The 23,293-nt window shown below is 74.7% G+C and carries 17 protein-coding genes and 1 tRNA gene; 3 read left to right on the forward strand and 15 right to left on the reverse strand.

Annotation, left to right across the window (positions count from 1 at the left end):
• Positions 1-115 precede the first annotated feature (115 nt).
• Positions 116-535, forward strand: coding sequence for a DUF7712 family protein (locus tag ACK586_RS20015; protein ID WP_409332267.1), 420 nt, complete (start codon positions 116-118; stop codon positions 533-535).
• Between the two features lie 96 nt (positions 536-631).
• On the opposite strand, the gene ACK586_RS20020 is transcribed toward ACK586_RS20015, so the two are convergent.
• Both ACK586_RS20020 and ACK586_RS20025 read right to left on the reverse strand, forming a co-directional pair.
• Positions 632-2,002, reverse strand: coding sequence for an ABC transporter substrate-binding protein (locus ACK586_RS20020; RefSeq protein WP_409332268.1), 1,371 nt, complete (start codon positions 2,000-2,002; stop codon positions 632-634).
• A gap of 211 nt (positions 2,003-2,213) precedes the next feature.
• Complete coding sequence (locus ACK586_RS20025; RefSeq protein ID WP_409332269.1) at positions 2,214-2,813, reverse strand: ANTAR domain-containing response regulator; 600 nt, start codon at positions 2,811-2,813, stop codon at positions 2,214-2,216.
• Between the two features lie 83 nt (positions 2,814-2,896).
• Here ACK586_RS20025 and ACK586_RS20030 point away from each other — a divergent pair.
• Together ACK586_RS20030 and ACK586_RS20035 are read left to right on the forward strand one after the other, a co-directional pair.
• Positions 2,897-2,970, forward strand: a tRNA-Leu gene (locus ACK586_RS20030).
• Positions 2,971-3,247: 277 nt separating this feature from the next.
• The gene (locus tag ACK586_RS20035; protein WP_409332270.1) at positions 3,248-5,002 is read left to right on the forward strand and encodes a pyridoxal-dependent decarboxylase; all 1,755 of its coding nucleotides are present in this window, start codon (positions 3,248-3,250) and stop codon (positions 5,000-5,002) included.
• A gap of 42 nt (positions 5,003-5,044) precedes the next feature.
• On the opposite strand, the gene ACK586_RS20040 is transcribed toward ACK586_RS20035, so the two are convergent.
• The 13 genes from ACK586_RS20040 to ACK586_RS20100 all read right to left on the reverse strand — a co-directional run bounded on the left by ACK586_RS20040 (position 5,045) and on the right by ACK586_RS20100 (position 23,259).
• On the reverse strand, positions 5,045-5,926 hold the full coding sequence (locus ACK586_RS20040) for an acyl-CoA thioesterase (RefSeq protein WP_409332271.1): 882 nt from the start codon (positions 5,924-5,926) through the stop codon (positions 5,045-5,047).
• Positions 5,923-7,338, reverse strand: a complete 1,416-nt coding sequence (pyk, locus tag ACK586_RS20045; protein ID WP_409332272.1) for a pyruvate kinase — start codon at positions 7,336-7,338, stop codon at positions 5,923-5,925. Before pyk ends, ACK586_RS20040 begins: the two co-directional genes overlap by 4 nt.
• 161 nt (positions 7,339-7,499) lie before the next feature.
• Positions 7,500-8,990, reverse strand: a complete 1,491-nt coding sequence (locus tag ACK586_RS20050; RefSeq protein WP_409332273.1) for a glutamate synthase subunit beta — start codon at positions 8,988-8,990, stop codon at positions 7,500-7,502.
• A gap of 110 nt (positions 8,991-9,100) precedes the next feature.
• A complete protein-coding gene (gene gltB / locus ACK586_RS20055) occupies positions 9,101-13,798 on the reverse strand; it encodes a glutamate synthase large subunit (protein ID WP_409332274.1) in 4,698 nt (1,565 codons plus the stop codon).
• Positions 13,799-14,134: 336 nt separating this feature from the next.
• Positions 14,135-15,079, reverse strand: a complete 945-nt coding sequence (gene lgt / locus ACK586_RS20060; RefSeq protein WP_409332275.1) for a prolipoprotein diacylglyceryl transferase — start codon at positions 15,077-15,079, stop codon at positions 14,135-14,137.
• The gene (gene trpA, locus ACK586_RS20065; RefSeq protein WP_409332276.1) at positions 15,076-15,882 is read right to left on the reverse strand and encodes a tryptophan synthase subunit alpha; all 807 of its coding nucleotides are present in this window, start codon (positions 15,880-15,882) and stop codon (positions 15,076-15,078) included. The genes lgt and trpA overlap by 4 nt, the downstream gene beginning before the upstream one ends.
• On the reverse strand, positions 15,879-17,255 hold the full coding sequence (trpB, locus tag ACK586_RS20070) for a tryptophan synthase subunit beta (RefSeq protein ID WP_409332277.1): 1,377 nt from the start codon (positions 17,253-17,255) through the stop codon (positions 15,879-15,881). The genes trpA and trpB overlap by 4 nt, the downstream gene beginning before the upstream one ends.
• Before the next feature lie 53 nt (positions 17,256-17,308).
• On the reverse strand, positions 17,309-18,118 hold the full coding sequence (trpC, locus tag ACK586_RS20075; protein ID WP_409332278.1) for an indole-3-glycerol phosphate synthase TrpC: 810 nt from the start codon (positions 18,116-18,118) through the stop codon (positions 17,309-17,311).
• A gap of 117 nt (positions 18,119-18,235) precedes the next feature.
• Positions 18,236-18,943, reverse strand: a complete 708-nt coding sequence (locus ACK586_RS20080) for a Trp biosynthesis-associated membrane protein (RefSeq protein WP_409332279.1) — start codon at positions 18,941-18,943, stop codon at positions 18,236-18,238.
• A complete protein-coding gene (locus ACK586_RS20085; protein WP_409332280.1) occupies positions 18,940-20,460 on the reverse strand; it encodes an anthranilate synthase component I in 1,521 nt (506 codons plus the stop codon). Before ACK586_RS20085 ends, ACK586_RS20080 begins: the two co-directional genes overlap by 4 nt.
• On the reverse strand, positions 20,457-20,831 hold the full coding sequence (gene hisI / locus ACK586_RS20090; protein ID WP_409332281.1) for a phosphoribosyl-AMP cyclohydrolase: 375 nt from the start codon (positions 20,829-20,831) through the stop codon (positions 20,457-20,459). Before hisI ends, ACK586_RS20085 begins: the two co-directional genes overlap by 4 nt.
• Before the next feature lie 48 nt (positions 20,832-20,879).
• Entirely contained in the window at positions 20,880-21,578 is a 699-nt protein-coding gene (locus tag ACK586_RS20095; protein WP_409332282.1) for a hypothetical protein, read from the reverse strand.
• Between the two features lie 28 nt (positions 21,579-21,606).
• Entirely contained in the window at positions 21,607-23,259 is a 1,653-nt protein-coding gene (locus ACK586_RS20100; protein ID WP_409332283.1) for an FAD-binding dehydrogenase, read from the reverse strand.
• Positions 23,260-23,293 lie beyond the last annotated feature (34 nt).

Genomic DNA, 23,293 nt, shown 5'->3' on the forward strand with positions numbered 1-23,293 from the left:
CCCCCCCCCCCCCCCCCCCCCCCCCCCCCCCCCCCCCCCCCCCCCCCCCCCCCCCCCCCCCCCCCCCCCCCCCCCCCCCCCCCCCCCCCCCCCCCCGCTCGGGTAGGGAGCGGGGATGAACTGGACCTGGGAACTGCGCAGCCGCGACGGCGGCATGAACGGCCTGGAGTTCGCCCGGGCGCTGACGGCCGGAGGCTTCTCCCGCGTGCTCGTCCACGCCGCCCCGAGCCGGCTCGCGGTGCACGTGACGGCCGACGACGGGGCCGTGGTCGCCCGCGGGGACGTCGACCGGGACGGCGACTACTCCCCCATCACCCTGCTCACCCGCGACGGCGAGGGCTTCACCCGCGCCGAGATCTGGCCGGACGGCGGGCACCTCGGGCTCCCCGTCCTGCTGCCCGGCGGCGAGGTCGGTGTCCTGACCGCCTGGGAGCACGCCGAGGACCGCAGCTGGTGGCGGTGGTCGGTCGAGTTCTCCAACCACACCGGGCGCCCGGCCGACTGGGCCCCGGAGGGGCAGGACCTGCGCCGCTGAGCCGGGCGTGGGGCGGGAAACGCACAGCGGCCCGGCACCCTGGTGGGTGCCGGGCCGCTGCCGGTCATGCTGGTGGGACGCCGGACGTCCCGGAGGTCACCGACCGGCCGGGCCGATGCCCTGGGCGTTGAGCTCCTGGATGATGCGGGCCGACTCGTCGAACCCGATCACGATGATGGCGTCCGGGTCGAACTCCACCATCTGCTGGACCTCCGAGTCGTACGACGAGGCGTTCGGGTCGTACGTGATGGCCCGGATGTCGTCCTCGGCGAGACCGCCCTCGACCAGGTTGGCCGACACGTTGTCGGCCAGGCCGGTGCCGTAGGCGTCGTTGAGGTTCAGGATCCCGACCCGGCTGTTGCCGTCGGCCAGCACCAGGTCGGCCAGCGGGATGGCCTGGAGCTGGTCCGGGGGCGCGGTGCGGAAGTACAGCCCCTGGTCGTTGTAGTCCGTGAACTGGTCCGAGGTGTTGGCCGGCGAGATCTGCAGGACGCCGGCGTTCACGATCTTGTCGATCACGGTGAGGCTGACCGACGACGACGCCGCACCGATGATCGCGTCCGCGTTGGCCGCCAGCAGGCGGTCGACGCTGGTGTTCGCGGTGTCGGTGGAGGTGTCACCGGAGTCGGTCTCGATCAGCTGGACCGGCTGGCCGAGGACGCCACCGGCCTCGTTGACCTCCTGGAGGGCCAGCTGGGCACCGGCGACCTCGGGCGGGCCGAGGAAGGCCAGCGAGCCGGTCAGCGGCAGCAGCGTGCCGATGATCAGCGGGTCGCTGTTGGTGGCCGGCTGCTGGACGGGGGCCGGGCCCTCGTCGGACGCCGTGTTCGACTCGTCGCCGGCGATCTGGAACTCGGTGAGCGAGTCGTCGATCGCGTTGTCCTCGCCGAAGGTCAGCAGACCGAAGGAGGCCACCGCGGGCTCACCGGCGTCGGTGAAGCTCAGCGGGCCGGAGGCGCCGTCGTAGTCGACGTTGCCGCCGGCGTTGAGGATCTCCAGGCAGGAGGCGTAGTCGGTGCAGGTCTCGCCACCGAAGGTGAGCCCGTTGATGTAGGGCGCGAAGTCCCGGGCCTCGCTGCTGCCGGCCGCCTGGGCCGCCAGGGCGATGAGGACGAACGCGTCGTAGGTCTCCCCGGCGTAGTTGTACGTGCCGCCGAGGTCGGGGTCGATCGCGTCGAGCCGGGACTTGAAGTCGTCGCTGAGGTCGGTCAGCGGCGTCGTGCCCTGCATGCCGGCGAGGTCGCCGGGAGTGGTGAACTGCTCGCCGAGGGCGCTGCCCATGTTGCCGTCGGAGCCGTAGATGTTGACACCGCCGCCACCACCGCCGCCGCCGCCGCCGGTCGTGGCCTCGCCGCCACCACCGCCGGCGGACTCGTTGTCGTCGCCGTCGTCGCCGCCACAGGCGGCCAGCGCGATGAGGGCGACGCTCGTCACGGCGATGCCGCGGGCGCTCCTGCCAATCCGCATCGAGAAACTCCCAGGATGTTGCGTGCGTCGAGGCCAGGTGGACGGCAGGTGCCGCCCGCCGGGCCGCTGAGTGGAGGCAACGTAACCGCTGGGATCCGGGAGTCGGAGCGCCGTCCGGGGACCGTGATGAGGTCGTGATCTACCGTGTTGCGCCCGAGTGACGGAGCGCGGGGCCGCTCGCCCCGGGGCGGCGACCCGGCCCCCGGCGGGGTCAGGCCGGGGTCTCCTCCGCGGCGGCACCCTCGTCCAGGATCCGCTGGGCCAGCGCCCGCATGGACGTCCGCTCGTTCATCGCCGTCCGCTGGATCCAGCGGAACGCGTCGGCCTCGGTCATCCCCTGCCGGCTCATGAGGACCCCCTTGGCCTTCTCGACGACCTTGCGCGCCTCCAGGCGGTCCTCCAGCGAGCGCACCTCGCCGTCGAGGGCGGCGAGCTCGGCGAAGCGGGCGCGCGCCACCTCGATCGCGGGCACCAGGTCGTTCTTGGAGAAGGGCTTGACCAGGTAGGCCATCGCGCCGGCGTCCCGGGCCCGTTCGACCAGCTCCCGCTGGCTGAAGGCGGTCAGCACGATCACCGGCGCCACCCGGTCGGAGGCGATCTGCTCCGCGGCGGCCAGCCCGTCCAGCACCGGCATCTGGATGTCGAGGATCACCAGGTCGGGCGCCAGCTCGCGGGCACGGTCGACGGCCTGCTGGCCGTCACCGACCTCGGCGACGACGAGGTACCCCTCCTCCTCGAGCATCTCCTTGAGGTCGAGACGGATCAATGCCTCGTCCTCGGCGATGAGGACCCGGGTCGGCTGGCTGCTCACGGGGCCAGAGCCTAGCGATGCAACGCGCCGGCGCCTGCCCGTTAGGCTGCTCCCACCGCCGCCGGACGTGTGGTGTCCGGCACGCCCCCGTACCCCAATCGGCAGAGGGAGCGGATTCAAAACCCGCGCAGTGTGCGTTCGAGTCGCACCGGGGGCACCCTGCTGCCTGTCGGCCTCCCGGCCGACACCGCGGCCAGGTGCCGTCCCCCGGTGCGTGGAGCCCGACCGTCGCCTCGGTCGCGGCGGCCTCCGGCCCCCACTCCTCGGCGACAGCGGCCTCGCGGCCGCCCGTGGTCGCGTCCGCGCGTCCCTCGCGGGTTCGTCCCCCGTCTCCCGGTCCCGGCACCGCCTGCGGGCCCGGTGACGTCGGGCCTGGCCGTCGTCCTCCCACGTGCCGCGCGGAGTCGGGACGGCGGCGCGAATACGGTGGGGGCGTGAGCGAGCCTGCGCCGGAGACGACCGCCCCGCACATGAGTCCCGAGGAGTTCCGGCGGCACGGCCACGAGGTCGTGGACTGGATCGCCGACTACTGGACCCGGCTGCCGGGCCTGCCGGTGCGCTCCCCCGTGGCGCCCGGTGACGTCCGCGCCGGGCTGCCCGACGCGCCTCCCGAGCAGGGCGAGCCGATCGCCGCGGTCCTCGCCGACCTGGACCGGGTCGTCGTCCCCGGGCTGACCCACTGGCAGCACCCGGGCTTCCTCGGGTACTTCCCCGCCAACACCTCCGGGCCGTCCGTCCTCGGCGACCTGGTGTCCGCCGGACTCGGCATCCAGGGCATGTCCTGGGTCACCAGCCCCGCCGCGACGGAGCTGGAGCAGCACGTCCTGGACTGGTTCGCCGGCCTGCTGGACCTGCCGGCGTCGTTCCGGTCGACCGGCAGCGGCGGCGGGGTCGTCCAGGACTCCAGCTCCGGGGCCAACCTCGTCGCCCTGCTGGCCGCCCTCCACCGGGCCAGCGGCGGGGCCACGGTCCGGCACGGCGTGCAGCCCGAGGAGTACACCGTCTACGTCTCCGCCGAGACGCACTCCTCCATGGAGAAGGCCGTCCGCATCGCCGGGCTGGGCACCGACGCCGTCCGGATCGTGGAGGTCGACGAGGACCTCGCCATGCGCCCGGGAGCGCTGGCCGCCCGCCTGGAGCGCGACGTCGCCCGCGGGCTGACGCCCGTGCTCGTCTGCGCGACCGTCGGCACGACCTCGACCACGGCCATCGACCCGCTCGCCCAGCTCGGGCCGGTCTGCCAGCGGTTCGGCGTCTGGCTGCACGTCGACGCCGCCTACGCCGGCGTCAGCGGGCTGGTCCCCGAGCTGCGCCCCCTGCAGGACGGCGTGGAGTGGGCCGACAGCTACACCACCGACGCGCACAAGTGGCTCCTCACCGGCTTCGACGCCACGCTCTTCTGGGTCGCCGACCGGGCGGCCCTCACCGGCGCGCTGGCGATCCTCCCCGAGTACCTGCGCAACGCGGCCACCGAGGGCGGCACGGTCGTCGACTACCGCGACTGGCAGATCGAGCTGGGCCGCCGCTTCCGCGCCCTGAAGTTGTGGTTCGTGCTGCGCTGGTACGGCGCGGAGGGCCTGCGCGCGCACATCCGCGCCGGCGTCGCGCTGGCGCAGGAGCTGGCGGCCCGGGCCGACGCCGACGAACGCTTCGACGTCGCCACCGCCCACCCGCTGTCGCTGGTGTGCCTGCGGCCGCGCTGGGCCGACGAGGTCGACGCCGACGTGGCGACGATGACCCTGCTCGACCGCCTCAACGACAGCGGCGAGGTGTTCCTGACCCACACCACCGTCCGCGGGCAGGTCGTGCTGCGGGTCGCGGTCGGAGCGCCGGCCACCACGCGCGACACGATCGAGCGGGTCTGGCAGCTGCTCTGCGAGAACCACGACTGGCTGGCCCGCGACTTCGCCGAGGCCGCTGCCGAGCGTGCCCGTGCCGCGGCCGAGGAGCGGGCAGCGGCGGAACGGGCGGCGGCGGAACGGGCGGCGGCGGAACGGGCGGCGGCGGAACGGGCAGCGGCCGAGCGCGCGACCACCGAGCCGGCGGCCGCGGAGCGCGCGACCGCGGACCAGGCCGCCGACGGGGCCGGTGGGCCACCGGCCGGGGCCGTCCCGGTGGAGATGCCGGCCGCCCAGGACGAGACGGCCACCCAGGCCGTGGCCCAGGCGGCGTCGGCCGGCGAGGACTGACCGGAGGAGATCCGTCGGCGTTACGCCGCCGGATCTCCTCCGCTAGCCGCCGGTGTCGCGGATGAGCCCCTCCTGGGCCACCGACGCCACGTGCGTGCCGTCGGCCGACCAGATCTGGCCGAAGTTCAGCGCCCGGCCGCCTGCCGCGGCGGGGCTGTCGGTCTCGTACAGGAACCACTCGTCGGCCCGGACGGGCGCGTGGAACCAGACGGCGTGGTCGAGGCTGGCGCCCTCGTAGCGGTCCTGCCAGCCGCCCACCCGTGCCAGCCCGGCGCCCAGCAGCGTCAGGTCGGTGACGAACGTCAGCGCCGCGGCGTGGATCGTGGGGTCGTCGGGCAGCCGCCCGGCCACGCGGAACCAGCCGTGGGACCGGGTGTCCGGCGGGCTCTTGGGCACCCGGACGAACGGGTCGTCCAGCGACCGCTGGTCCACCGCCTGGCCGAGCAGCTGGAGGTGCTCGTCGTCCTCCCTGCCGTGCCGGCGGGCGTACTCGGCGACGGTCGGGATGGCCTCCGGCGGCGGCACCTGCGGCATCGGCAGCGCGTGCGCGACAGCGGCCGGCTCGGGCCGGTGGAAGTCCGCGGTGAGGGCGAAGATCGCCACGTCCTCGCCGCGCCGGCGCTGGTGGGCCAGCACCCGGCGGGTGGAGAACGAGCGACCGTCACGGATCCGCTCGACGACGTAGCGGATCTCCTCGTTCGGGTCGCCGGGCCGCAGGAAGTAGGAGTGCAGCGAGTGCACCGGCCGCTCGCCGGAGGTGGTCAGCTCGGCGGCCATGAGCGCCTGCCCGGCCACCTGCCCGCCGAAGACCCGCTGCCGCGTCGTCTTCGGCGTCTGCCCGACGTAGACACCGGGCTCGCGCTCCTCCAGGTCGAGGACCTGGAGGAGCGCGGCGACGTCGTCGCCCGTGGCCGGCCTCGTCACGAGTCGGTGCCCACCTCGTGCACGCGGATCAGGTTGGTGGAGCCGACGGTGTTCGGCGGGCTGCCGGCGACGACGACGACGCGGTCGCCCTCCCGGAGCCGGCCGATCGACAGCAGGGAGAAGTCGACCTGGCGCACCATGTCGTCGGTGTGCGAGACGGTCGGCACGAGGAACGTCTCCACGCCCCAGGACAGCGCCAGCTGGCTGCGCACCCGAGCGTCCACGGTGAAGGCCAGCAGCGGCTGGCGGGGGTGCAGGGCGGCCAGCCGCCGCGCGGTCTCCCCGGTCTGGGTGAACGTCGCCAGCGCCTTGACGCCGAGGGTCTCGCTGATGTCGCGGGCGGCCCGCACGATGGCGCCGGCCCGGGACCGCGAGACGCGCACGAGCTCCGGCGCCCGCCCGTGGTCGCTCTCGACCGCGTCGATGATCCGCTCCATCGTGCGGACGGCGGCGACCGGGAACTTCCCCACCGAGGTCTCGCCCGAGAGCATCACGGCGTCGGCGCCGTCCAGCACGGCGTTCGCGACGTCGGAGGCCTCGGCCCGCGTGGGCCGCGAGTTCGTGATCATCGACTCGAGCATCTGGGTGGCCACGATGACCGGCTTGTTGCGCTCGCGCGCGGCCTGCACCGCGCGCTTCTGCACCAGCGGCACCTGCTCCAGCGGCAGCTCGACGCCGAGGTCGCCGCGGGCCACCATGATCCCGTCGAAGGCCTCCACGATGGCCTCGAGGTTCTCGACCGCCTCGGGCTTCTCCAGCTTGGCGATGACGGGGACGGAGATGTCCTCCTGGCGCATGATGTCGCGCACCAGCTCGACGTCGGCCGGGGAGCGGACGAACGACAGGGCGATGAAGTCGACCGACAGGTGCAGCGCGAAGCGCAGGTCCTCGGTGTCCTTCTCCGACAGCGCCGGCACGCTCACCGCGACGTTGGGCAGCGAGAGGCCCTTGTTGTTGGAGACCTCGCCGCCCTCGACGACCAGGCACCACACGTCCGGTCCGTCGACCTCCACCACCGACAGCGCGAGCTTGCCGTCGTCGATCAGCAGGCGGTCGCCCACCCGGACGTCGGACGCCAGGCCCTTGTAGGTGGTGGAGACGCGCTGGGCGGTGCCCTGGACGTCGTCGACGGTGACGCACACCCGGGCGCCGGTCTCCCACATCGCGCGGCCCTCGCTGAAGGTGCCGAGACGGATCTTGGGGCCCTGGAGGTCGGCGAGCACGGCGACGGCGTGCCCGGTGCGGTCGGACGCCTCGCGGACCACCTTGTAGGCGGCCGCGTGGTCGGCGTGCGAGCCGTGGCTGAAGTTGAGGCGGGCCACGTCCATCCCGGCCTCGACGAGGGCGGTGACCTGCTCGATGGTGCTGGTCGCGGGACCGAGGGTGCAGACGATCTTGGCGCGGCGGGGCATGACGGAAACGCTATTGCATGGCGGTCCTCCGGACCGCACCGCGGCCAGGTGCCGTTCCCCACCCCCGCCGAGCCGCTTCCCGTGAGCCGGTCGGGGACCCTCCGGGCCCCGCGACCGACTCACCTGCTGCGACGGGCGGGGTCGTCGTCCCCCGCCCGCCGTCAGCGCAGGGCGACCGCCGTGGGGGTCACGGGGCGCGGCAGCACGGACTCCCCGCCGGTGAGCCAGGCGTCGACCGCGCCGGCGGCCGAGCGGCCCTCGGCGATCGCCCACACGATGAGCGACTGACCCCGGCCGATGTCGCCGGCGACGAAGACCCCGGGGACGGTGGACATGAACTCGGCGTCACGGGCGACGTTGCCCCGGCCGTCGACCTCGACGCCGAGGCCGTCGACCAGCCCCTCCCGCTGCGCGCCGGTGAAGCCCATGGCGAGGAACACCAGGTCGGCGGGGAGCTCCCGCTCGGTCCCCTCGACCTTCTGGAAGCGGCCGTCGACCCGCTCCACGTCGTGGATGAGCAGCGCGCGGACGTTGCCCCGACCGTCGTCCACGAAGCGCTCGGTGTTCACGCTGAACAGCCGCTCGCCGCCCTCCTCGTGCGCGCTGGACACGCGCATCACCATCGGGTACGTGGGCCAGGGGTTGTCCTGGGCACGGCTGCCGGGGGGTGCCGGCATGATCTCCAGCTGGGTGACCGACAGCGCACCCTGCCGGTGGGCGGTGCCCAGGCAGTCGGCGCCGGTGTCGCCGCCCCCGATGATGACCACGTGCCTGCCGTGCGCGTCGATCGGCGGGCTGTCGAGCTCGCCGAGGGCCTGCTTGTTGCCGTGCGGCAGGTACTCCATGGCCAGGTGGATGCCGGCCAGCTCCCGGCCTGGCGCGGGCAGGTCGCGGCCGACGGTCGCCCCACCGGCGAGGACGACGGCGTCGAAGTCCCCGCGCAGCCGCTCCACGGTCAGGTCCTCGGGACCGCTGCCGCCGACCTCGACGCCGGTGACGAACCGGGTGCCCTCGGCCCGCATCTGGTCCAGCCGCCGGTCCAGGACGGCCTTCTCCATCTTGAACTCGGGGATGCCGTAGCGGAGCAGCCCGCCGATGCGGTCGGCCCGCTCGAAGACGGTCACCTCGTGCCCGGCGCGGGTGAGCTGCTGGGCGGCGGCGAGCCCGGCCGGGCCGGAGCCCACGACGGCGACCGCCTTGCCGGTGCGCTCCTGCGCCGGCATCGGGACGACGAGGTCCCGCTGGAAGGCCTGGTCGATGATCTCCCACTCGATCTGCTTGATCGTGACCGGCGACTCCTGCAGGTTCAGCACGCAGGCGCCCTCGCACGGCGCCGGGCACAGCTTCCCGGTGAACTCGGGGAAGTTGTTCGTGGCGTGCAGCCGCTCGATGGCCTCGGGCCAGTCCTCCCGCCGGGCGAGCTCGTTCCACTCCGGGATGAGGTTGCCCAGCGGGCAGCCGTGGTGGCAGAACGGGATGCCGCAGTCCATGCAGCGGGCGGCCTGCTGGCGCAGGGCGCCCACCGGGAAGACCTCGTCCTCCCCGTTCTCGCGCGAGAGGTAGACGTCCTTCCAGTCCAGGATGCGGACGTCGACCGGCCGGCGCGGCGGCAGGGCGCGGTCGTACTTGAGGAACCCCGTGGAGTCAGCCACGGTCGGCCTCCTTCCGGGAGGTGCTGGTCGGTGTCGAGATCTGCACAGTGGTCACCATCAGCCCCTGATGGCGACGAGTGTGCAGATCTCGCCGAGGGGAGCGGGCGCGGTCAGCCACGAGCGGCCTCCATGACCGCGCGGTCGACGTCCGTTCCGGCGGCCTCGGCGGCCCGGCGGGCGTCCAGCGCGCGGCGGTAGTCGCGCGGCATGATCACGCTGAACTGCTCGGACCAGCGGCCCCAGTCGGCCAGCAGCGCGGCGGCCACCGGCGACTCGGTGTCGGCGGAGTACCGGACGAGCACGTCGCGCAGCCAGGCGGCCGACTCGCCGTCGAGCGGGTCGACGTCGACCATCTCGCCGTTGACCCGGTGACGGGCCAGGTCGAGCACGTACGCGATGCCGCCGGACATGCCCGCGGCGATGTTGCGGCCGGTCGGACCGAGGATCACCGCCCGCCCGCCGGTCATGTACTCCAGCGCGTGGTCGCCCACGCCCTCGACGACGGCCAGCGCGCCCGAGTTGCGCACGCAGAACCGCTCGCCGACGCGGCCGCGCAGGAAGATCTCGCCCGCGGTCGCCCCGTAGCCGATCACGTTGCCGGCGATGACGTTGTCCTCGGCGGCGAAGGTCGCCTCCCGGCCCGGGCGGACGACGACGCGGCCGCCGGACAGGCCCTTGCCGACGTAGTCGTTGGCGTCGCCGAACAGCCGCATCGTGATGCCGCGGGGGACGAACGCGCCGAAGGACTGGCCGGCCGACCCCGTGAAGGTGAGGTCGATGGTGCCGTCGGGCAGGCCCTCGCCGCCGAAGCGGCGGGTGACCATCGCGCCCAGCATCGTGCCCACGGTGCGGTTGACGTTGCGCACCGGTAGTTCCAGGCGCACCGGCCGGGCGTCGAGCAGGGCGCCCTCGCACAGCTGGATCAGCGTCTGGTCGAGGGCCACGTCCAGGCCGTGGTCCTGCTCGCGCACCTTGCGCCGCGCCGCCCCCTCGGGCAGCTGGGGCACCGCCAGCAGCTTGGACAGGTCCAGGCCCTGCGCCTTCCAGTGGCCCACGGCCCGGCGGGTGTCGAGCACCTCGACGTGGCCGATCGCCTCGTCGAGGCTGCGGAAGCCGAGCTCGGCCAGGTAGCGGCGCACCTCCTCGGCGATGAACTCGAAGAAGGTGACGACGAACTCCGGCCGCCCGGTGAACCGCTTGCGCAGCTCCGGGTTCTGGGTGGCGACGCCGACCGGGCAGGTGTCCAGGTGGCAGACCCGCATCATGATGCAGCCGGAGACCACCAGCGGCGCGGTCGCGAAGCCGAACTCCTCGGCCCCCAGCAGGGCACCGATGACGACGTCGCGGCCGGTCTTCAGCTGCCCGTCGACCTGGACGGTGATCCGGTCGCGCAACCCGTTGGCCAGCAGCGTCTGCTGGGTCTCGGCCAGGCCCAGCTCCCACGGCGAGCCGGCGTGCTTGAGCGAGGTGAGCGGCGCGGCGCCGGTGCCGCCGTCGTGCCCGGAGATGAGGACGACGTCGGAGTGCGCCTTGCTGACACCGGCCGCGACCGTGCCGACCCCGACCTCGGCCACCAGCTTGACGTGGACCCGCGCCTGGTCGTTGGCGTTCTTCAGGTCGTGGATGAGCTGCTTGAGGTCCTCGATCGAGTAGATGTCGTGGTGCGGCGGCGGGCTGATCAGGCCCACGCCCGGCGTCGAGTGCCGGGTGCGCGCCACCCACGGGTACACCTTCTGGCCGGGCAGCTGCCCGCCCTCGCCGGGCTTGGCCCCCTGGGCCATCTTGATCTGGATGTCGTCGGCGTTGACCAGGTACTCGCTGGTCACGCCGAAGCGGCCGCTGGCCACCTGCTTGATCGCCGAGCGCCGCAGGTCGCCGTTGGGGTCGGGGACGAAGCGCGCCGGGTCCTCGCCGCCCTCGCCGGTGTTGGACTTGCCGCCCAGCCGGTTCATGGCGATGGCGAGGGTCTCGTGCGCCTCCTGGGAGATCGAGCCGTAGCTCATCGCCCCGGTCTGGAAGCGCTTGACGATCTCGCTGACCGGCTCCACCTCGTCCAGCGGCACGGGCGGGCGCACGCCGGTCCTCAGCTCGAACAGGCCGCGCAGGGTCGCCGCGTCCCGGGAGAGCTGGTCGACCTCCCTGGTGTACCGCTCGAAGACGTCGTACTGCCGGGCACGGGTGGAGTGCTGGAGCAGGAACACCGTCTCGGGGTTGAACAGGTGCACCTCCCCCTCGCGGCGCCACTGGTACTCGCCGCCGGTCTCCAGCCGGCGGTGCGCCCGCTCGGCCGGGTTCTGCGGGTAGGCGCGGCGGTGGCGCATGGCCACCTCCTCGGCGAGGACGTCGAGGCCGACGCCGCCCAGCGGGCAGGAGGTGCCGGTGAAGTACTCGTCGACGAGGTCCTCGGCCAGGCCGACCGCCTCGAAGATCTGCGCCATCGTGTAGGAGCCGACGGTGCTGATGCCCATCTTGCTCATGACCTTGAGGACGCCCTTGCCGAGCGCCTTCACGATGTTGCGGCCGGCCTGCGCGGACTCCACCCCGGTGAGCACGCCGTCCCGGATGAGGTCCTCGACCGACTCGAACGCCAGGTACGGGTTCACCGCGGCGGCGCCGTAGCCGAGCAGCAGCGCGACGTGGTGCACCTCGCGGCAGTCCCCGGACTCGACCACGAGGCCGACCTCCATGCGGGTCCGCTCGCGCACCAGGTGGTGGTGGACGGCAGCCGTCATCAGCAGCGACGGGATCGGTGCGCGGTGCTCGTCGCAGTCGCGGTCGGACAGCACGATGATCCGCGCGCCGGCGGCGATGGCCTTGCTGGCCTTGGTCCGCAGCTCCTCGATCGCGGAGGCGAGCGCCTCTCCCCCGCCGTTGACGTCGAAGTGCCCGGTGATCCGGACGGCGGCGTAGCCGGGCAGGTCGCCGTCGTCGTCGATGTGCAGGATCTTGGCCAGCTCGTCGTTGTCGATGACCGGGAAGGGCAGGAAGACCTGCCGGCAGGACGCCGGGGTGGCCTGGAGCAGGTTCTGCTCGGGACCGAACGTCCGCCCGAGGCTGGTCACCAGCTCCTCGCGGATGGCGTCCAGCGGCGGGTTGGTCACCTGGGCGAACAGCTGCCCGAAGTAGTCGTAGAGCAGCCGCGAGCGGTCCGAGAGCGCCGCCACCGGGGTGTCGGTGCCCATCGAGCCGATCGGCTCGGCGCCGGAGGAGGCCATCGGGGTGAGCAGGACCCGCAGGTCCTCCTCGGTGTACCCGAACAGCTGCTGGCGGCGGACCACGGACTCGTGGCTGGGCCGCGACCGGCGCCGTTCGGGCAGCTGCGGCAGGTGGACCAGGCCGGCGTGCAGCCAGTCGTCGTAGGGGTGCTCGGCGGCCAGCGCCCCCTTGACCTCCTCGTCGGACAGGATCTGCCCGGCGGCGGTGTCGACGAGGAACATCCGGCCCGGCTGCAGGCGGCCCTTGGCGACCACGTCGGCGTCCGGGATGTCCAGGACGCCGACCTCGCTGGCCAGCACCACCCAGTCGTCCTTCGTGTGCCACCAGCGGCCCGGGCGCAGGCCGTTGCGGTCGAGGACCGCGCCGATCAGCGTGCCGTCGGTGAAGGCGACGGCGGCGGGGCCGTCCCACGGCTCCATGATCGAGGAGTGGAACCGGTAGAACGCCCGCCGGGCCGGGTCCATCTCGTCGTGGTTCTCCCACGCCTCCGGGATCATCATGAGGACGGCGTGCGGCAGCGAGCGGCCGGACAGGTGCAGCAGCTCGAGCACCTCGTCGAACGTGGCCGAGTCGCTGAAGTCGCTCGCCGTGACCGGGAAGATCCGCTCCAGGCCCAGCTCTGCCGCCGGACCGGCCGGGCCGTCGAACATCTCGGTCTCGAGCTTGGCCTCGCGGGCCCGCATCCGGTTGCGGTTGCCCTTGATGGTGTTGATCTCGCCGTTGTGCGCGATCAGCCGGAACGGGTGCGCCAGCGGCCAGCTCGGGAAGGTGTTGGTGGAGAACCGGCTGTGCACCAGCGCGATCGCCGACTCGTAGCGCTCGTCGCGCAGGTCGGGGAAGAACGCGGGCAGCTGGTCGGTGGTCAGCATGCCCTTGTAGGTGATCGTCCGGCTGGACAGCGAGACGACGTAGAGCGAGCTGCCGGCCTCGCGGGCCTCCCGCTCGGCGCGCTTGCGCAGCACGAAGGAGCGCCGCTCCAGCCGGCTGACGCCGTTGCAGACCGTGGTGCCGCCGAAGGCGGTGGCGTCGGCGCGGGCGCCCATCGTCTCGGCCACGAACACCTGGGCGAAGTGCGGCATGACCGCGCGGGCGGTGGGGCCGAGGTCGGCGCCGTCGGGGTCGACGGGCACCTCCCGCCAGCCGAGGACGGTCAAGCCCTCCTCGGCCGCGATCCGGGCGACGTCCTCGACGCGGGCGGCACGCTCGGCCTCGTCGACGGGCAGGAAGGCGATGCCGACGGCGTACTCCCCCACCGGGGGGAGGTCGAAGTCGACGCTCGCACGCAGCAGGCCGTCGGGCACCTGGGTGAGGATCCCGGCGCCGTCGCCGCTGTTGGGCTCGGAGCCCGCGGCACCGCGGTGGTCGAGGTTGTGCAGGGCGGTGAGCCCGGCCGCGACGAGCGCGCGGCTGGCACGGCCCTGGACGTCGGCGACGAACGCGACACCGCAGGCGTCGGAGTCGTTCGCCGGGTCGTACAGGCCGGCGGCCGGGGGGACGGCCGAGAAGGGGACGGCGGAGGGGGTGCGGCGCTCCGGGGCGGCGGTGCCCGCAGGCGAGGGCCGTCCGGTCGGGGGCATCGTGGACCCGGTCATGTCACTCCCGTCGTCGGCGGTGTCGCGCGCGCTCGCCGGAGGAGGCGCGCAGCGGGGCTTGCGGCCCGGCCGTGGTGGTCAGAGGGGGGCGGTGTGCGGAGGCGGTGCGGAAGCAGTGCGGGAGGGCGCTGCGTCGAGCCCGGCGGCGGACGACGTGACCGGACCGGTCAGGCTCGAGAGCCCCACGGGTGGTGCCATGGGGCCGTCGTCCGCGGGGCGGCGCTGGCCCGGTTCCGACACGTGCGGCCCACCGGGATCACCAGCGGGTCCGAGGGGAAGCGTACACAGCTGTAACAGCGTGCTCACCCGCCCGAACGCGCGGTACGGCGCGTCCGCTCAGGGCGTGTCGCGCCGCCGGTGATCGTCGTCACCGGCGTCGTCGGCCGGGTCGGCGTCCGTGCTGGTCACCGGCACGGTGGCGCTGCCGGTCCGGCGCCCGGCCGGGCCGCTGTCGGCATCGTCACCTCCGCGGTCGATGACCTCCCGCGGGCGGCCGCGGAGGGCGACCAGGTAGGCGACCGCCGCCAGCCCGACCACGATGCAGGTGAAGACGTTGATCCGGACGCCGAAGAGCTCGTTGGCAGGGTCGGTGCGCAGCAGCTCGATCCACAGCCGGCCGGCGCAGTAGAGGGCGACGTAGAGGGCGAACGCCCGGCCGTGGCCGAGCCGGAACCGGCGGTCGGCCCAGACGACGACCGCGGCGGCGGCCAGGTTCCACAGCAGCTCGTAGAGGAACGTCGGGTGGAACGTGGCGACGTCCAGGTACTGGTCGGGGCGGAACGCGCGGTCGATCTCCAGGCCCCACGGCAGGTCGGTCGGCCCGCCGAAGAGCTCCTGGTTGAACCAGTTGCCCAGCCGGCCGATCGCCTGGGCGACCAGCAGGCCCGGCGCGATGGCGTCGGCGAACGCCGGCAGCGGGATGCCCATCCGGCGGCAGGCGATCCACGCCCCCACGCCGCCCAGCGCGATCGCGCCCCAGATGCCCAGGCCGCCCTCCCAGATCGCGAGCGCCCGCAGCGGGTCGCCCCCCTCCCCGAAGTACGGCCCGGGCGAGGTGATCACGTGGTAGATCCGGCCGCCGACGATCCCGAAGGGCACGGCCCAGACGGCGATGTCGAGGACCTCCCCGGGCCGGCCCCCGCGGGCGATCCAGCGCCGCTCGCCGATCCAGCAGGCCGCCACGATGCCGGCGATGATGCACAGGGCGTAGGCCCGGATCGGGACCGGGCCGAGCTCCCAGACCCCCTGGGCGGGGCTGGGGATGCTGGCCAGCGCGGTCATGCCCCGCTCCGCCCGCGGACGCCCGCGGCGAGGCGGGCCGACAGGGCGTGGACGTCGGCGGGGCCGCCGTCCATCAGGGTCCGCACGTAGGCCGAGCCGACGATGACGCCGTCGGCGAAGCTCGCCACCTCGGCTGCCTGCTCGGCGTTCGAGACCCCCAGGCCCACGCAGACCGGCAGCCCGTCGGCGGCCTCGGCGATCGCCTCCCGGGTCCGGGCGACCAGCGTCTCGGCCGTGTCACCGACGGCGGCGCGCGCGCCGGTCACGCCCATGGTGGAGGCGGCGTAGACGAAGCCCCGGCAGGCCGCGACCGTGGCGCGCAGCCGCGCGTCGGTGGACGAGGGCGCGACGAGGAACACCCGGTCCAGGCCGTGCTCGTCCGAGGCGGCCAGCCAGGCCGCCGCCTCGTCCGGGATGAGGTCCGGGGTGATGGCGCCCGCGCCGCCAGCGGCGGCGAGATCGGCGGCGAACCGCTCGACGCCGTAGCGCTCGATCGGGTTCCAGTAGCTCATCACCACGGGGACGGCGCCGGCCGCGGCGACGGCCTCGACCGCGCGCAGGACGTCGCGCATCCCGACCCCGGCGCGGACGGCCACGTCCACGGCCTGCTGGATCACCGGCCCGTCCATGCCCGGGTCGCTGTAGGGGATGCCGATCTCCACGATGTCGGCCCCGCCCTCCACGAGGGCCACCATGGCCGCGATCGAGGCGTCGACGTCCGGGTAGCCGACCGGGAGGTAGGCGACCAGCGCGGCGCGCCCCTCGGCGCGGGCGGCCTCGATCCGCTTCTGCAGGGCGCTCATGCCGGGGACCCCGCGTCCCGGCCGGGCACCGCCTCGCCGGAGGTCACCGCGCCCTCGGTCGGCCGCTGGTCGGTGTCCATGCCCGGACCGGGGTCGACCTCCTCGGCGTCGCCGAGGCCGAACCAGCGCGACGCCGTCTCGACGTCCTTGTCGCCGCGGCCGGACAGGTTCACCAGCAGCAGGGGTGGCTCGCCGGCCGGCCCGCCGGCCCCCGCGGCCGCCAGCTCCCGGCCCAGCTGCAGGGCCCCGGCCAGGGCGTGCGAGGACTCGATCGCCGGGATGATGCCCTCGGTCCGGCACAGCAGCGCGAAGGCCTCCATGGCCTGCGCGTCGGTCACCGGGCGGTACTCGGCGCGGCCGATGTCGTGCAGGTAGGAGTGCTCGGGGCCGACGCCCGGGTAGTCGAGGCCGGCGCTGATCGAGTGGGACTCGATCGTCTGGCCGTTGTCGTCCTGCAGGAGGTAGGAGCGGGCGCCGTGCAGCACCCCGGGCGTACCCCCGGTGATGGTCGCCGCGTGCCGGCCGGTCTCCACGCCGTCCCCGGCCGCCTCCAGGCCGACCAGGCGGACCCCGTCGTCGGGGACGAAGGCGGTGAAGATGCCGATGGCGTTGGAGCCCCCGCCGACGCAGGCGAGGACGGCGTCGGGCAGCCGGCCCTCGCGCTCGAGCACCTGGGCGCGGGCCTCGTCGCCGATGACCCGCTGGAAGTCGCGGACCATCGCCGGGAACGGGTGCGGGCCGGCGACGGTGCCGAACACGTAGTTCGTCGTCCCCACGTTGGTCACCCAGTCCCGGAACGCCTCGTTGATGGCGTCCTTGAGCGTCCGCGAGCCGGTGGTGACCGGGACGACCTCGGCGCCCAGCAGCCGCATGCGCGCCACGTTGAGCGCCTGCCGCCGGGTGTCCTCCTCGCCCATGTAGACGGTGCAGGACAGGCCCATCAACGCCGCCGCGGTGGCCGTGGCCACGCCGTGCTGGCCGGCGCCGGTCTCGGCGATGACGCGGGTCTTGCCGATCCGCTTCGTGAGCAGCGCCTGCCCCAGCACGTTGTTGATCTTGTGCGAACCGGTGTGGTTGAGGTCCTCGCGCTTGAGCAGGACCCGCACGCCGCCGCAGTGCTCGGCGAACTTGGGCACCTCGGTGACCGGGCTCGGCCGGCCGGTGTAGTCGCGCTGCAGGCGGGCGAACTCGTCGAGGAACGCGGGGTCGACCCGCATGGCCTCGTAGGCCTCGGTGAGCTCGTCGAGGGCGGCGATCAGCGCCTCGGGGACGAACCGGCCACCGAAGACGCCGAAGTGCCCGGTCGCGTCCGGCCAGGCCGGGGCCGCCGGCGCGAGTCGCTGCTCGGGCGGGGTGACGGCACTGGTGGTCATGCGCCCAGTGTCCCGCGTCCGGCCGGCGGACCGGGGAGGAGGGTCCGGCGCCGTCAGCGCGCGGCGCGCGGAGTGGCCGGGTGCGAGCCGGCGGTGACCAGGTCGGCCACGGCCTGGCGGGCGTCCCCGGCGGTCACCAGACCCTCCCCGACGAGCACGGCGTCGGCCCCGGCCGCGGCGTAGGAGATCAGGTCGTGCGGGCCGCGGACGCCGGACTCGGCGACCTTGACCACCGTCGAGGGCAGCCCGGGGGCGATCCGCTCGAAGGTCGAGCGGTCGACCTGCAGCGTGGTCAGGTCACGGGCGTTGACGCCGATGACCGAGGCGCCGGCGGCCAGCGCCCGGTCGGCCTCGGCCTCGGTGTGCACCTCGACCAGCGCGGTCATGCCCAGGGACTCGATGCGCTCGAGCAGGCCCAGGAGAACGTTCTGCTCGAGGGCGGCGACGATGAGCAGGACGACGTCGGCGCCGTACGCGCGGGCCTCGTGCACCTGGTAGGCGCTGACCACGAAGTCCTTGCACAGGACCGGCACGTCGACCGCGGCGCGGACGGCGGCCAGGTCGGCGTGGCTGCCGCCGAAGCGACGACGCTCGGTCAGCACGCTGATGACCCGGGCGCCACCGGCGGCGTACTGACCGGCCAGCACCGCGGGGTCGGGGATGTCGGCCAGGGCCCCCTTCGACGGGCTCTGCCGCTTGACCTCGGCGATCACCCCGACGCCGGGAGCCCGGAGCGCGGCCTGGGCGTCGAGCGCGGGGCGGGCGTCGCGGGCCGCGGCCTTGACCTCGGCGAGCGGGGTGGTCGCCTCGCGTGCGGACACGTCCTCGCGGACGCCGGCGACGATCTCGTCGAGGACGTTCACGACCACCCCTCCTCCGTGCTGATCGTCGAGGCGACGGGCGCGCCCTGGCGACGGAGATCACGTGTGCTCGGCCCGGCGCGGGGTACTGCGGCGGGTCGGCTCCGTCGTGGACCCACTCTAGAGGCGGCGCCGGACCGTTCCGGCCGGGGGTGGTCCCGGATCCTCCCCCGGGGCCCCGCCCGCCGGCGCTCCGCCCGCCGGCGCTCCGCCCGGCGGCGGTCCGGCCGGCGGCGGGTCGTCGTCGGCCGTGGGGTCCTCGCCGCGGTCCAGCGCCCGCCAGGCGTCCAGCGCGCGGTCCTCCCGGGTGCCGGCGGCGGCCGGGGCCGCGACGGTGGCCCGCTCGTAGCGCCGTCCCATGCCGCTCCACGTCCGGCCGCGGACGAGGGCGAGGACGCCCGCCGCGACCGCCAGCGCACCGGCCAGCGCGGTGAGCACCGGCCAGGCCACCGACCGGCTCACCTCGACCGCCGTGGCCCCGGCTGCCACGCCGTCGGGCAGGTCGCCCGCGCCGGGCGTGGTGGCCAGCCCCTGCACTCCGGACCACAGCAGCGTCGCCCCGCCGGCGGCGGCCAGCAGCCCGACGACCTGGCGTGCGCGTCCCCGGACGGCGACGACCGCGACCGCGGCGGCCAGGAGCAGGAGCCCGCAGGCGGGCACCAGAGCGGCGAGCTCGGTGCCGGCGAGCTCCTCGGTCACCGGCGGCAGCGGCGCCCGCCGCACGACCGTGGCCGTGGCCCAGGCCTGCCCGCCGGCCGACAGCGCCAGGCCACCGGCGATGCCGCATCCGGCCACGGCGGCGGTCAGCTCGCGCCGGGCGCGCGTCATGCCAGCTCCCGCATCCCCTCGGCCGCGGCGATCGCCGAGAGCACCGCCCGGGCCTTGTGCCGGGTCTCGGCCTCCTCGGTGGCCGGGTCGCTGTCGGCGACCACGCCGGCGCCTGCCTGGACGTAGGCCCGGCCCTCGTGGAGCACCGCGGTGCGGATCGCGATGGCCATGTCCAGGTCGCCGCTCGCGTCGACGTATCCCACCGTGCCGGCGTACAGCGCCCGCCGGGTCGGCTCGAGCGACTCGATGATCTCCATGGCCCGGGGCTTGGGCGCGCCCGACACCGTCCCGGCCGGGAACGTGGCGTCGAAGACGTCGAGGGCGTCCCACTCGGGCGCGACCTCCCCGGCGACGGTCGAGACCAGGTGCATGACGTGGCTGTAGTGCTCGATCCGCATGAAGTCGGGCACCTCGACGGTGCCCGGCACGCAGACCCGGCCGAGGTCGTTGCGGGCCAGGTCGACCAGCATCACGTGCTCGGCACGCTCCTTGGGGTCGGCCAGCAGGCCCTCGGCGAGGCGGGCGTCCTCCTCCGGGGTGGCCCCCCGCGGACGCGTCCCGGCCGGCGGGTGAACCACCGCCGACCGGCCGGTGACGGTGACCAGCGCCTCCGGCGAGGAGCCGACGACGTCGAAGGGCGTCTCCCGCCCCGCGAAGCGCAGCAGGTACATGTACGGCGAGGGGTTGGTGGCCCGCAGCACGCGGTAGAGGTCGAGCGCGTCGACCTCGGTGGCCACCTCGAACCGCTGGGCGAGCACGACCTGGAAGGCGTCGCCGGCCCGGATGTGCTCGCGCACCCGCTCGACGCCGTCCTCGTAGACGCCGGGCGCCATGTTGCTGATGACCGGCGGCGGGTCGGCCGGGGTGAACGCCGCCAGCCCGGCGGGGGCGGACGTCGCCAGGGCCGCGGCCATGTCGTCGATCCGCGCCACCGCGTCGTCCCAGGCCGCACCGGGATCGGCCGAGCGGAACGCGTTGGCGATGAGCAGCACGCTGCCGTCGGTGTGGTCGACCACGGCGAGGTCGGTGACCAGCAGCAGCGCGAGCTCGGGCATGCCGAGGTCGTCGGTGGCCACCTCGGGCAGCCGCTCCAGCCTCCGGACCACGTCGTAGCCCAGGTAGCCGACCAGGCCGCCGGTCAGCGGCGGGAGGCCGGGCGTACGGGGGGTGCGCAGCCGGCGGGCCAGCGTGCGGACGGCGGCCAGCGGGTCGGCCGGCAGGTCGTCGGTGAGCCCGGGCAGCGGGTCGCCCAGCCACTGGCCGGCGCCGTCGGTCTCGGTGAGCACCCCGGCGCTGCGGACGCCGACGAAGCTGTAGCGCGCCCACTGCCGCCCCTGCTCGGCCGACTCCAGCAGCACGGTCCCGGGGCGGTTGCCGGCCAGCGTGCGGTAGACGCCGACCGCGGTGAGCCCGTCGGCGAGCAGCCGCCGCACGACGGGGACGACCGGCCGGTCCAGGGTCGCGAACTCCTCGCGACGCGGGAGGGTCTCCCCGAGCGGGATCTCCCCCGGCCTCATGCCGGCACGCCCGCACCGACCGGCAGGCCGCGGTGGAAGCAGCTGCGCTCGCCGGTGTGGCAGGCCGGGCCCTCCTGGTCGACGACGACGAGCAGCGCGTCGCCGTCGCAGTCCAGCCGGACGTCGCGGACCCACTGGCGGTGGCCGGAGGTCTCGCCCTTCACCCAGTACTCCTGCCGGCTGCGCGACCAGTAGGTCGCCCGGCCGGTGGTGAGGGTGCGCCGCAGGGCCTCGTCGTCCATCCAGGCCACCATCAGCACCTCGCCGCTGTCGTGCTGCTGCACGACGGCGGTCACCAGCCCGGCCGGGTCGCGGCGCAGCAGCGCGGCGACCTGCGGGTCGAGTGCGGGAGCGGGCGGGACGGCGGTCATGCCCCGATCCTCCCCCGTGCCGGCAGCGCGCGGGACACCGGCGTCGGGTCAGCCGGCCGTGGCGGGCCCCCCGGCACCGAACCACTCCCGGGCCGGCCGGGTGAGCAGGAGGCCGAGCCCCACGGCCGGTCCCGTCCCGAAGCAGACGGCACCGAACACGAGCACCCCGACGGCGCCGTCGTTCGGACCGGGGAGGTCGTCGAGGACGCCCACGATGCGCACCGCCCAGTACAGGGCCAGCAGGACCTGCACCGCCAGCGCCGCCACCAGCGCCGTCCACGCGCGGCGGTCGCGGCGGTTGAGCGCCAGGACCCCGGCCGCGACCAGCAGGACGACCGAGGCGAACTGCACCCAGGCCAGCACCCGCGCCTCGTCGGCGATCGACTGCGCGCGCGAGTCCACCGTCCCGTTCAGGTCGAGGTCGAAGCCGAGCACCGAGGCGAACAGCAGCACGTAGGCGGAGGCGAACGCGACCAGGCCGGCCTGCACCAGCGCGAGGACGGCCGCCGTGACCACCTGCCCGGGACGGCGCGGACCCGCGGGCGGCGGAGGCCAGCCGCCGTAGCCGGGCGGCCAGCCGTAGCCGGGCTGGCCGTAAGCAGGCCAGCCGTAGCCGGGGTGACCCTGAGGGGGCTGGGCGTAGACGGCGCCCGGGTAGGCCGCCGGGTACGGCGGCGGGCCGGCGTAGGGGGCGCCCTGCTCGGTCGGGGTGTCCGGATCGGCCCAGGGGTCGCGCGGCGCGGTCACCGTCCGCCCACCCGGTCTGCGGCCGCGCTCACAGGGCCGCCGCCAGGGCCCGGCCGGCCGCCCGGCCGGAGAACAGGCACCCTCCGAGGAAGGTGCCCTCCAGCGAGCGGTAGCCGTGCATGCCGCCACCGCCGAAGCCGGCGACCTCGCCGGCCGCGTACAGGCCGCTGAACGGCTCGCCGCCGGGGCGCAGCACCCGGCCGGAGAGCTCGGTCTCCAGCCCGCCCAGGGTCTTGCGGGTCAGCAGGTTGAGCCGGACGGCGACGAGCGGGCCGGCCTCGGGGTCGAGCAGCCGGTGCGGGGGCGCGACCCGGATGAGCTTGTCCCCGAGGTAGCTGCGGGCACCGCGGATGGCGGTGATCTGCAGGTCCTTGGTGAAGGGGTGCGCGACCTCGCGGTCGCGTGCCACCACCTCCTCCTCGACCCGGGCGAGGGGCACCTCCGGCTCGCCGCCGGTGATGCGGTTCATCCCGGCGACCAGCTCGGGGAGGGTCTGCGCCACCACGAAGTCCTCACCGCGGTCGAGGAACGCCTGCACCGGGCTGGAGACGCCGGCCCTGACGCGGTTGAGCAGCAGCTTGAGGTCCTTGCCGGTGAGGTCCGGGTTCTGCTCGGAGCCGGAGAGCGCGAACTCCTTCTCGACGATCTTCTCGGTGGCCACGAACCAGGTGTGCTCGTGGCCGGTCCGGCCGATGTGGGCGAGCGTGCCGAGCGTGTCGAAGCCGGGGAACAGCGGCACCGGCAGCCGGCGGCCGGTGGCGTCCAGCCACAGCGAGGAGGGGCCGGGCAGGATCCGGATCCCGTGCCGTGCCCACACCGGCGAGTGGTTGGCGATGCCCTCGGTGTAGTGCCACATCCGGTCGCGGTTGATCAGGTGCCCGCCGGCGGCCTCGGTGGCCGCGAGCATCTGCCCGTCGACGTGCGCGGGGACACCGGACAGCAGCCGCCGCGGGGCCGGCCCCAGCCGGGCCGGCCAGTTGCGCCGGACCATGTCGTGGTTGCCGCCGATCCCCCCGGAGGTGACGACGACGGCCTGGGCGCCGATCTCGAACGGCTCGACCTCCACGCGGGAGCTCGCCTCGCCACGGGCGACGTCGCTGGGTTCGAGCACCGCGCCCCGTACCCCGGTCACCGCACCACCGCTGACGACGAGCTCCCCGACCCGGTGCCGGAACCGCAGCTGCACCAGGCCGCGGTCGACCGCGGCCCGCACCCGCCGGGCGAAGGGTGCGACGATGCCGGGGCCGGTGCCCCAGACGATGTGGAACCGCGGCACCGAGTTGCCGTGCCCGGTCGCCGTGTACCCGCCGCGCTCGGCCCAGCCGACGACCGGGAAGAAGCCGACACCCTGTGCCCGCAGCCACGAACGCTTCTCCCCGGCGGCGAACTGCAGGTAGGCCTCGGCCCACCGGCGCGGCCAGTGGTCCTCCTCGCGGTCGAACGCGGCCGTGCCGAACCAGTCCTGGCGCGCCAGCTCGAGCGAGTCGTGCACCCGCAGCCGGCGCTGCTCCGGGGAGTCGACGAGGAAGAGGCCGCCGAAGGACCACCACGCCTGCCCGCCGAACGACGCCTCGGGCTCCTGGTCGAGCAGGACCACCCGCTTGCCCGCGTCGGCCAGTTCCGCGGTCGCCACCAGCCCGGCCAGGCCGGCCCCCACCACCACGACGTCTGTGTCGGTCACGCCGCAGACGCTAGCGGGCGGTCGGTCCCCCTCG

The sequence above is a fragment of the Trujillonella humicola genome (assembly GCF_046233715.1).
Lineage (GTDB): Bacteria > Actinomycetota > Actinomycetes > Mycobacteriales > Geodermatophilaceae > Trujillonella > Trujillonella humicola.